This is a genomic window from Chiayiivirga flava (assembly GCF_014202825.1).
Classification (GTDB): domain Bacteria; phylum Pseudomonadota; class Gammaproteobacteria; order Xanthomonadales; family Xanthomonadaceae; genus Chiayiivirga; species Chiayiivirga flava.
The window spans coordinates 625,513-635,097 of the sequence record NZ_JACHHP010000002.1 but is presented as its reverse complement, the minus strand read 5'-3'; the positions used below and the strand labels follow the sequence as shown (position 1 = coordinate 635,097).

Annotated in this window: 12 protein-coding genes; 11 read left to right on the top strand and 1 reads right to left on the bottom strand. The window is 69.0% G+C overall.

The features are described from left to right. Positions 1 to 117 precede the first annotated feature (117 nt). A complete protein-coding gene (locus tag HNQ52_RS07260; RefSeq protein WP_183960435.1) occupies positions 118 to 663 on the bottom strand; it encodes a hypothetical protein in 546 nt (181 codons plus the stop codon). A gap of 296 nt (positions 664 to 959) precedes the next feature. Between HNQ52_RS07260 and HNQ52_RS07255 the strand changes: the two genes are divergently transcribed. The 11 genes from HNQ52_RS07255 to HNQ52_RS07205 all read left to right on the top strand — a co-directional run bounded on the left by HNQ52_RS07255 (position 960) and on the right by HNQ52_RS07205 (position 9,316). Next, positions 960 to 1,157, top strand: coding sequence for a hypothetical protein (locus tag HNQ52_RS07255; RefSeq protein ID WP_183960434.1), 198 nt, complete (start codon positions 960 to 962; stop codon positions 1,155 to 1,157). Between the two features lie 424 nt (positions 1,158 to 1,581). Next, positions 1,582 to 2,052: an SPFH domain-containing protein gene (locus tag HNQ52_RS07250; RefSeq protein ID WP_183960433.1), complete on the top strand. Its 471-nt coding sequence runs from the start codon at positions 1,582 to 1,584 to the stop codon at positions 2,050 to 2,052. 120 nt (positions 2,053 to 2,172) lie between these two features. Then, positions 2,173 to 2,808 carry a 16S rRNA (guanine(527)-N(7))-methyltransferase RsmG gene (gene rsmG, locus HNQ52_RS07245; protein ID WP_183960432.1) on the top strand — a complete coding sequence of 212 codons (636 nt, stop codon included), beginning with the start codon at positions 2,173 to 2,175 and terminating at the stop codon, positions 2,806 to 2,808. Positions 2,809 to 2,883: 75 nt separating this feature from the next. Then, a complete protein-coding gene (locus tag HNQ52_RS07240; protein WP_183960431.1) occupies positions 2,884 to 3,678 on the top strand; it encodes a ParA family protein in 795 nt (264 codons plus the stop codon). Next, complete coding sequence (locus HNQ52_RS07235) at positions 3,678 to 4,550, top strand: ParB/RepB/Spo0J family partition protein (RefSeq protein WP_183960430.1); 873 nt, start codon at positions 3,678 to 3,680, stop codon at positions 4,548 to 4,550. The genes HNQ52_RS07240 and HNQ52_RS07235 overlap by 1 nt, the downstream gene beginning before the upstream one ends. 132 nt (positions 4,551 to 4,682) lie before the next feature. Then, positions 4,683 to 5,399 (top strand): glycosyltransferase, encoded by a 717-nt coding sequence (locus HNQ52_RS07230; protein ID WP_183960429.1) that lies wholly within the window; start codon positions 4,683 to 4,685, stop codon positions 5,397 to 5,399. Beyond that, positions 5,396 to 5,725 carry a lipid-A-disaccharide synthase N-terminal domain-containing protein gene (locus tag HNQ52_RS07225; RefSeq protein WP_183960428.1) on the top strand — a complete coding sequence of 110 codons (330 nt, stop codon included), beginning with the start codon at positions 5,396 to 5,398 and terminating at the stop codon, positions 5,723 to 5,725. The genes HNQ52_RS07230 and HNQ52_RS07225 overlap by 4 nt, the downstream gene beginning before the upstream one ends. 443 nt (positions 5,726 to 6,168) lie before the next feature. After that, on the top strand, positions 6,169 to 6,405 hold the full coding sequence (rpmB, locus tag HNQ52_RS07220; RefSeq protein WP_183960730.1) for a 50S ribosomal protein L28: 237 nt from the start codon (positions 6,169 to 6,171) through the stop codon (positions 6,403 to 6,405). A gap of 7 nt (positions 6,406 to 6,412) precedes the next feature. Next, entirely contained in the window at positions 6,413 to 6,580 is a 168-nt protein-coding gene (rpmG, locus tag HNQ52_RS07215) for a 50S ribosomal protein L33 (protein WP_425486485.1), read from the top strand. Positions 6,581 to 6,785: 205 nt separating this feature from the next. Further along, positions 6,786 to 7,907 (top strand): hypothetical protein, encoded by a 1,122-nt coding sequence (locus HNQ52_RS07210; RefSeq protein WP_183960427.1) that lies wholly within the window; start codon positions 6,786 to 6,788, stop codon positions 7,905 to 7,907. Then, the gene (locus tag HNQ52_RS07205) at positions 7,904 to 9,316 is read left to right on the top strand and encodes an MBOAT family O-acyltransferase (protein WP_183960426.1); all 1,413 of its coding nucleotides are present in this window, start codon (positions 7,904 to 7,906) and stop codon (positions 9,314 to 9,316) included. The genes HNQ52_RS07210 and HNQ52_RS07205 overlap by 4 nt, the downstream gene beginning before the upstream one ends. Positions 9,317 to 9,585 lie beyond the last annotated feature (269 nt).

The window sequence follows — 9,585 nt, the reverse complement described above, 5'->3', positions numbered from 1 at the left end:
CAATTGTCGACGTTTGGCTGAATCCCTCGCGCCGGTCGCCGCAAGTGCGCATATCGCACGAGGCGCAGCACCGAAACGGCTCCGATCGTGCGCGATGCGGCGCGCCCGACGCGCGAGTCAGCTCCCGCGCGTCTCCGCGACGAGCGGCTGCGCGGCGGCGCGTGCCCCTTCGTCGGTCAGGACGCAACGGTCGTTGCCGCGGAAGTGCACCCAGTTGCGCCGGCTCGCCTCTTCCATGCCGGCATGGAACAGCGGCCACTGCGCGTCGAGCCCGAGCGTCGCCTGCAGCGTGCGCAGTTCGACGGCGAGCACATCGGCATGCGGCACGCCGACCAGCGCGCGTGCGATTTCGCGCGCCACCGAGCGCGCGTCGGCGGGACGCGCGTCCGCGACGACGGCAGCAACGCTCGGCACGGCGGCGCCGGTCGAGTGTGCCGACGGCGTGTCGGCGGGCGACGTTGCGGGCGCGGGTTCGGCCGGGATCGCGGGAATCGGAAATTCCGGAAAGACGTCGGCCAGGCGATACCCGGCTTCGGCGGCGGACGCATGCAGCAACGCGCGGACTTCGTGCGCGGGCCGCCGCTGCCTGCGGCGCTGGCGCTCGCGCTCGGCGGCGCCGAGCAGCCGGTCCAGGGCCTTGAGGTCGAGATGCTTGATGTCCACACGGAATTCTCGCCGGTTCCGCCGCAGTGCGCCAGCGCGCAGGCGGCATCGACCGCTGCGTCGTTCCGACGTCGGCATACTGTGCAGGCTGCATTGCGACGCCGGCAAAGCGCCCGCATCGCGGGCGGTCCGGCGACCGTGCAGCCGCCATCCCGATGCGTCGCAACGACGTTGCGCAAACGCGCCGGAGGCACGACGGACGCGCGTCGGGCCGAGGATCGCGTCGCCCGTTGGCGGCTATGGCATGCGGCTTGCTGCCCGTGTCCGCATTCGTGCCTCATCCGAAGGACTTGCCCATGCCTGCGTCGCGTCGAACCCGCGCTCCCGCACCGCGTCCCACCGACGACGCCGGCCGCCGCCGCCCCGCCACGAAAGGCGGCGACGGCAATCGCAGCGATCCGCCCGGTTACGCGGATTACCAGACCGAACGCGCGCTGACCGGCAGCGGCGAGCCTCGCCCGGTGCAGCGCTCGCGGGTGGTGCCGAAGAAGTGACTCGCCTGCCGGCGCACATGACGCGCCAGGCCCCGACATCGAGATCCTCCCCGCAATCCGCCGCGTGAGGCGACCGCCGATCCGTCGCGTGAGGTGACCGCAGGCGGCCGCGCGAGCCGCCGCATGCTCTCGCGCGTATCCGCGCCGGGTCCGTCTCCGGCCACCTCGCCAGCGGCCGACCCGACAGCGTATCCATCCCGGTCGCGACCCCGAACACGACTCTCCCGCGCCCGCGCGCCGCACGTTGCCGGGCGCAGACACCACGCGTGCGCCCTGGCTCGCGCGTTGGAGTATGTCTTTGTTAACCGCCCATTAAATCTGGCGACGTAAAAACACGTTAAACTCTTCTCACTTGCAGCATAGTCGTCAATGCAGGCTCACGTCTCTCAGTCAAGCTGTTGAATAGCAAAGAAATGAGTCACCCATGGATCTGATCTTGTTGTTGACGCTCGCGCCGGTCGCCGCGCTCGCCTTGGGCGGATTGCGGCACGTCCCGGAGGGCATGGCCTGCACTGTGCACCGCTTCGGCCGCTACGCCCGCACCCTCTCGCCGGGCCTGCGCTGGACCATTCCGTTCGTCGACCACATCGCGCACCGCGTGCGTCTGGTAGGACACCAGGTGGCGGTACCGCACGTCACGGATGCCAGCCTGCCTACGCGTGGCGCGGTGTACTACCAGATCCTCGAACCGCAGCGGGTCGGCGGCGCCCTCGATACGGTGGACGCACTCGTGCAGCGCGAAGCCGGCGACGGGCTGTCCGCGCTGCTTGCACGCGCCGCGGCCGACGATGCGGACATCCTGTCCGCCCAGCTCAAGGCCGAACTGAACCAGCGCCTCGCGGACCTGGGCCTGCGCGTCACGCGCTGCAAGCTCGATTCCGCACGCGCCGCCTGAGCAGCTCGCGCGGTCCGACCGCGCCCTTCACGCCAGCCTGAGCCGCCCCTGCGGCGGCAGCGCGTTGCGGCCGCACGGCCACGCCACGATACTTGGCGCCCCTTGCGCCCGGGCCTTGCCGTGACGCGTCCTTCCCACCTCGCCCCGCGCCTGTCCGACGGCCTCGCCGCGCTCGGCCTGCCGGCGCAGCCACTGACCGACCGCCTGCTCGATTATCTGGCGTTGCTGGTGCAGTGGAACCGGGCCTACAACCTCACCGCGATCCGCGATCCGGACGAGATGGTGGTCAAGCATCTGCTCGATTCGCTCTCGATCCATGCCCACGTGGCCGGCCGCATCGCCGACATCGGCACCGGGCCCGGCCTGCCCGGCATTCCGCTGGCGCTGGCCAATCCCGGACTTACCGTCTCGCTGGTCGAAACCGCCGGCAAGAAGGCGCGCTTCCTGCGCGAGGCGGTGCGAACGCTCGGCCTGGAACGGGTCGTGGTGCACGACTGCCGTGCCGAGGACGTGCCCGAATCGGGCCAGCACGACCAGCTGCTCGCGCGCGCGCTCGCCCCGCTTGCAGGTATCCTGCGCCTCGGGGGACACCTGCTGAAACCCGGCGGGCGGCTGCTGGCAATGAAGGGCCGCGATCCCGTCGACGAACTGGCCGACCTTCCGCCCGGCTACCGACACCTGGCCACGCACCCGCTGCGGGTGCCGGGGCTGGACGCCGAGCGGCATCTGGTGGTCGTCGAACACATCGCTGGCTGACGCTGACACGCGCCCGGCGCGACGCAGCGCGGTCGAACCGTCCAAGGCAACAGGTCAGGCAGAATCCGCATCGCCATGTCGCGCATCATCGCCGTCGTCAACCAGAAAGGCGGGGTCGGCAAGACCACCACCGCCGTCAACCTCGCCGCTGCGCTCGCGGAGATCGGCCGGCGCGTGCTGCTGATCGATCTGGATCCGCAAGGCAACGCCACCATGGCCTCGGGCATCGACAAGCGCGATGCGCATCCGTCCGGCTGCGAAGTGCTGCTGGGCGAGGCGCTGGCGAAGGCCGCGATCAAGCCCACCGCCGGCAAGTTCGACCTGCTGCCGAGCAACACCGATCTCATCGCGGCCGAGATGCAGATCATGGACATGAAGGACCGCGAACGGCGCCTGCTGATCGGCCTGGAACCGATCGCGCGCGAGTACCAGTACGTGCTGATCGACTGTCCGCCGTCGCTGAGCCTGCTCACGCTCAACGCACTCGCCGTGGCCGACAGCGTGCTCGTGCCGATGCAGTGCGAATACTTCGCGCTCGAAGGCATCGCCTCGCTCACCGACACGATGGACGCGGTGAAACGCCGGCTCAATCCGAAGCTCGAGATCGAAGGCATCGTGCGCACCATGTACGACGTGCGCAACAACCTCGCCAACGCGGTGTCGGCCGAACTGCAGCGGCATTTCGGCGACAAGGTCTACCGCACCGTCATCCCGCGCAACGTGCGCCTGGCCGAAGCGCCGAGCCACGGCCAGAGCATCGTCGAATACGACCGCGGCTCGCGCGGCGGCGTGGCGTATCTCGGCCTCGCCGGGGAAATCATCGGCCGCGAGCGCGCGCACGCGGCGGCCCGCACGGAGGCACAGCACTGATGGCCAGCAAGAAACCCGCGCTCGGTCGCGGCCTGAGCAGTCTGATCCGCGAGGCGGCGGCACCGTCGAAGGACGAGCCCGCCGCCGGCGACCGCCTCGGCACGCTGCCGATCGAAGCGCTGCAGCCCGGCAAGTACCAGCCGCGCAGCCACATGGACAAGGACCGGCTCGCCGAGCTGGCCGAATCGATCCGCGCGCAGGGCATGATCCAGCCGATCATCGTGCGCGGCATCGGCGCCGGTGCCTACGAGATCATTGCCGGCGAACGCCGCTGGCGTGCGGCGCAGCTGGCGCAGTTGCGCGATGTGCCGGTGGTGATCCGCGAGATCGACGACCACACGGCGCTTGCGATGGCGCTGATCGAAAACATCCAGCGCGAGGATCTCAACCCGCTGGAAGAAGCGCTCGCCTTGCAGCGCCTGATCGACGAATTCAGCCTCACCCACCAGCAGGCCGCGGAGGCCGTGGGGCGCTCGCGCGCAGCGGTCTCGAACCTGCTGCGTCTGCTGGAACTGCCCGAGGCGATCCGTGCGTTCGTCGAACGGCGCGAACTGGAAATGGGTCACGCCCGCGCGCTGCTGACCCTGCCGCCTGCGCAGGCGCTGGCGCTGGCGCAGCAGGCCGCGGCCGACGGCTGGAGCGTGCGCGAGATCGAGAAGCGCGTGCAGCAACTGCAGCAGGGTCCGGCGGGCGCGAAACCGGTCGCGAAGAAGAAGCCCGACGCCGACATCGCCACGCTGGAGCGCGAACTGGGCGAGCAGCTCAACGCCCGCGTCACGGTGAAGCACGGCCGCGGCGGCAAGGGGCAGCTGATCGTGCAGTACCACAGCCTGGACGAGCTCGAAGGCATCCTGGCGCGCGTGCGGCGCTGACGCAGCGCCGTCGCGTTCCCGGCCGGGACGACGGCGCGCGCGGCGTCACAGCGGCGTGCAACGCGCTCCCCGACACCGTTCCGACATCCCGCGCGTTACCATCTGCGCCACCCCACTCCGCCGAATCCGCCCATGCTCAGCGTCGTCGTGCCGGTGCACAACGAACAGGACAATGTCGCGCCGCTGATCGAGGAAATCGTCGCGGCGCTGCGCGGTGTCACGCCGTTCGAAATGGTCTATGTCGACGACTGCAGCGGCGACGCAACGCCCGCCCGCCTGCGCGACCTGCTGCCCGTGCACCCGGAACTGCGCGTGCTGCGCCACCTGCAACAGGGTGGCCAGAGCACCGCGGTGCGCAACGGCGTCAAGGCCGCGCGCGGCCGCTGGATCGCAACGCTCGACGGCGATGGCCAGAACGATCCGGCCGACATCCCGACACTGCTCGCCGCGCGTGACGCCGGCGACCCCGCGACGAAGCTCTACGCCGGCTGGCGCGTGCATCGCAAGGACAGCGGCAGCAAGCGCTGGGCCTCGAAGATCGCCAACGCCATCCGCGCCCGCCTGCTGCGCGACGCCACGCCCGACACCGGCTGCGGCATCAAGCTGTTCGAACGCGAGGCCTTCCTCGACCTGCCCTACTTCGACCACATGCACCGCTACCTGCCCGCGCTGATGCAGCGTGCCGGCTGGAAGACCGTCAGCGTGCCGGTCAACCACCGCGCGCGCGGCAGCGGCGTCTCGAACTACACCAACCTGCACCGCGCGCTGGTCGGCATCGCCGATCTGCGCGGCGTCGCCTGGCTGATCCGGCGCGCCCGGCGTCCCGTCGTCGAGGAACTGCAACGATGAACTCGGAAATCCTCTGGCTGTCGTGGACCGGCCTGCACGTCACGCCGTGGAAATTGATCGGCTACACCGGCGCGTTCCTGTTCGGCGCACGCTGGCTGGTGCAGTTCGTCGCCTCGCGCCGTGCGCGCCGGCCGGTGATTCCGCGCATGTTCTGGTACATGAGCCTGGTCGGCAGCGTGATGACGCTGAGCTACTTCCTGTTCTCGGCCAAGAACGATTCGGTCGGCGTGCTGCAGAACCTCTTTCCGAGTTTCACCGCGGCCTATTCCCTGTGGCTGGACATCAGGCACCGCGGCTGGAACCGCGAGCGGGAGCCGGCAAACTGACGCCGCTCCTCCCGGCAGCAAAAGGCGTGGAAATCGAAAACTCCGCACTTCGCGTTCTTCCTTCTCCCCGCGGGAGAAGGTGCCCGGAAGGGCGGATGAGGGCGCCACCTGTCAATCGGGCGAGGCATCGACTCGGCACATAATTCGAAACGGCGCACCACCGAGCGTCGACGAAGCGCCGCGCCGTGGCGCCCTCATCCGCCTTCGGCACCTTCTCCCGCGGGGAGAAGGAAAGGCAAACCGCTTGCGGGCCCACCTACGCGCAGGCATAATGCGCGGCTCGCTTCGCCCGGCATTCCCGGACAGGCGCCGGCAGCGCGATGCCGGCACCCGCGAAGACACCGCAAGACTCCCGCATCGCGCGCCGGTTTCCATCATGGAAACGCGGCGGGGCCGAGGTTCTCCTGGCCAAGGAGGACACCACGACAACGAACGAGGTGCGTATGGCACGCGTGTGTCAAGTAACCGGAAAGGCGGTGCAGAGCGGCAACAACGTCTCGCACGCCAACAACAGAACCCGCCGCCGCTGGCTGCCCAACCTTCACGAACGCCGCTTCTGGGTGGCGAGCGAGAACCGCTGGGTCAAGCTGCGTGTGTCCAGCCATGCCCTGCGCACCATCGACAAGAACGGCATCGACGCCGTGCTTGCCGAGCTGCGTGCCCGTGGCGAGAAGGTCTGAGGAGTAGATCATGGCATCCAAGCGCGACAAGATCCGCCTCACCTCGTCGGCCGGCACCGGCCACTTCTACACCACCGACAAGAACAAGAAGAACACGCCGAACAAGATCGAAATCAAGAAGTACGATCCGGTCGTGCGCAAGCACGTGATCTACAAGGAAGGCAAGATCAAGTAACCGGTCGACCGCGCCACTGGCGCGGCACGATGGATTCGGGAGCCCGCGCAAGCGGGCTCTTTTTTTGCGTCGGTGAACCCGTTCCCTGCCCCGCACGATGCCCGTGCCGGGCGCACCGCGACCGCTGCGTCGCTGACCACGTGCCGGATTTGTTGCAGCGCCGCCGCGCCTTCATACTGCGCGGCCGTTCACGACCCCGCGACCGATGTTCGATCGCCCCGCCGCCATCGCCGCCCGCCTGCGGGCGCCCGTGCTCCTGGCTCTGGCGATCGCACTGGCGTGGTTCGCGCTCGAAGCGCTGGTGTATCGCAGCGGCGCCTACCTGCGCATTGCCGAACCCGAGTCCAACACCGGCGTCGTCGTCACCAAGCTGCTCGTCGTGGAGCGGCAGTACCGCGCGGATCTGCGCAATGTCCTGGTGCTCGGCGACTCGCGCGTCGGCGAAGGCTTCTCGTCGCAGGCCGCGGCCGGCGACGATGCGTCGATCAACTTCATCAACATCGCCGTGCCCGGCAGCACGCCGCGACTGTGGTACTACCTGCTGCGCGAGATCGACCGGCGCGGCTTCCGCTTCGATGCGATCGTGCTCGGCACCCTGTACCGCGACACGCTTACCGCATCGCGCGCGGACTGGCGCCTGGACCCGCCGCACGCGGCCGCGTTGCTGGGTCTGGGCGATGCCTGGTCGTACCCGGCCACGTTCGAATCGGCGCAGATGCGCGAGCGCGCGCGCCATGCCGTGCTGTTTCCCGCGCTGGCGCTGCGCCAGGATACGCGCGATCTGCTGCGGCATCCGCGCGAGCGCTTGCGCCGGGTCTTCGTCGGTCGTCCGGGCTTTCTGGCCGCGGTGCGCAACTATCCCGGGCGCGACGAGACGATGCCGGCACTGCGTCTTGCCGACGACGGGCGCAGTGTCGTCGACTGGGGCACGGCGACGCCGGAACAACGCGAGCACGTCGACGACTTCCTGCGCAACATCGGCCCGGCGCCGCGGGCGATCGAACAGGCCAACGATCGCTTCCTCGGACGCTGGCTGGGCGCCATCGCGGACCTCGCGCAGCGCCGCGGCGCGCTGCTCGTCACCTATCCGCTGCCGCGCGGGCCGTATCGCGCCGCGCTCGGCGACGAGCGCCCGCTGTCGCCCGCGCTGCGCGCGCTCGATGCGGCGCCGCACGTCGTCGTGCTGTCAGCGAACCTGCTCGCCGCGCTCGAAGCCCCGGAATTCTTCTTCGACGAGCTGCACGCCAATCGCGCCGGGCGCGAGCGCACCGGCGCAATCGTCGGCGAACAGGTGCGAGCGTTGCTGGCGCAGGAAGCGCCGCGATGATGTTCGACACGCTGCAGTTCTGGCTGTTTTTCGCCGCGACGATGCTGCTGCTGGCGACGCTGCGGCAGCGTCCCGCGAAAATCGCGCTGGTGCTGCTGAGCTATGTGTTCTACGGGTTCTGGGACGTGCGGTTCTGCCTGCTGCTGGCGGGCTCCACTGCGGTGAACTACCTGTTCGGGCGCCTGATCGATGCACGCGACGGAGCCGCGCGCAAACGCATGGTCACCTACGCGGTGGTGTTCAACCTCGGCGTGCTGGCGTTCTTCAAATACTTCAACTTCTTCATCGACTCGTTCGCGTCGGTGTTCGGTGTCGATCCGGCCGGCATGGCGCTCAACATCATCCTGCCGGTGGGCATCAGCTTCTTCACCTTCGAAGGCATCGCCTACGCCGTCGACGTGTACCGTCGCCAGCTCAAGGCGGTGCGCGATCCGGTCGACTTCTCGCTCTTCATCGCCTTCTTCCCGCACCTCGTGGCCGGCCCCATCATCCGGCCCACCGACTTTTTCCCGCAGCTCGCGCAGCGCCCGCCGCTGACGAGCGAGGACTCGCGCTGGGGCATGCGCGAAATCCTCAAGGGCCTGATCAAGAAGGTCGCCTTCGCCAATTACTTCGCGCCGATCGCGGACGCGTGGTTCTCCGGCGGCCAGTACGAAGGCGCGGCAGTGCCGGCATGGATCGGCGTGCTCGCGTTCTCGATGCAGATCTACTTCGACTTCTCCGGCTACACCGACATCGCGCGTGGCTGCGCGCGCCTGCTCGGCTACCGCTTCCCGCCCAACTTCGAACGCCCCTATCTCTCGGCCAACATCACCGATTTCTGGCGCCGCTGGCACATCTCGCTGAGCTTCTGGCTGCGCGACTACCTCTACATCTCGCTCGGCGGCAACCGCGTCAGCGTGCCGCGGACCTACGTGAACCTGCTCATCGTCATGGGCCTGGGCGGCCTGTGGCACGGCGCGAGCTGGAACTTCGCGATCTGGGGCCTGTACCACGGCGTCCTGCTGATCGGTCATCGTCTGTGGCGACAGGCGATCGAACGCAGCGGCGTCGCGCGCATCGTCGACCTGCCGGTGCTGGTGCCGATGTGGGTGGCCCTCACCTTCGTCATCGTCACGCTCGGCTGGGTGCCCTTCCGCGCACCGACGCTCGACGCCACGGCGCTCACCTTCGCCGCACTGTGGACGGTGCCCGATCTTTCGTTCGCCGCGATGCACTGGGGCGTGTGGCTGATCCCGCTGGGCACGTTGCTGTTCTGCCTGATCGACCGCAAGCGCCGCCTGCAGGACTGGCTCACGCAACGCGCGCGCCTGCCGGTGGCGGTGATCGCCGCCGTCGCGGCGTTGTGGTTCCTGCAGGTGTTCGCGCAGATCGATGCGCAGGTGCCGTTCGTGTACTTCCAGTTCTGAGCGGCGGCGCACAGGCACGTCGGACACGCGCGACCGGCCGCATCCGCCGATGCCACGCGGCGCAGGGCACGTCGGACGTCGCCGCGGCGAAAGCCGGGGATCAGTGGTTGCTCTGTTGTCCTTGCGTCCCGTGACAACAGCAGGAAACGCCACTGGGCCCCGGCTTCCGCCGGGGCGACGGGCATGGGAGAGGTGCGGGAGCGAATCGCGACGGGCTTCGATGTGCAGTCCACGTTACAGCAGTGTGCGATTCACCGGTTGCATCGCAG

Excerpts from the sequence above, each read along its gene's own strand:
- HNQ52_RS07255 (WP_183960434.1), top strand. The coding sequence starts at position 960 with ATGCCTGCGTCGCGTCGAACCCGCGCTCCCGCACCGCGTCCCACCGAC.
- HNQ52_RS07250 (WP_183960433.1), top strand. The coding sequence starts at position 1,582 with ATGGATCTGATCTTGTTGTTGACGCTCGCGCCGGTCGCCGCGCTCGCC.
- HNQ52_RS07240 (WP_183960431.1), top strand. The coding sequence starts at position 2,884 with ATGTCGCGCATCATCGCCGTCGTCAACCAGAAAGGCGGGGTCGGCAAG.
- HNQ52_RS07235 (WP_183960430.1), top strand. The coding sequence starts at position 3,678 with ATGGCCAGCAAGAAACCCGCGCTCGGTCGCGGCCTGAGCAGTCTGATC.
- HNQ52_RS07230 (WP_183960429.1), top strand. The coding sequence starts at position 4,683 with ATGCTCAGCGTCGTCGTGCCGGTGCACAACGAACAGGACAATGTCGCG.
- HNQ52_RS07225 (WP_183960428.1), top strand. The coding sequence starts at position 5,396 with ATGAACTCGGAAATCCTCTGGCTGTCGTGGACCGGCCTGCACGTCACG.
- rpmB (WP_183960730.1), top strand. The coding sequence starts at position 6,169 with ATGGCACGCGTGTGTCAAGTAACCGGAAAGGCGGTGCAGAGCGGCAAC.
- HNQ52_RS07210 (WP_183960427.1), top strand. The coding sequence starts at position 6,786 with ATGTTCGATCGCCCCGCCGCCATCGCCGCCCGCCTGCGGGCGCCCGTG.
- HNQ52_RS07205 (WP_183960426.1), top strand. The coding sequence starts at position 7,904 with ATGATGTTCGACACGCTGCAGTTCTGGCTGTTTTTCGCCGCGACGATG.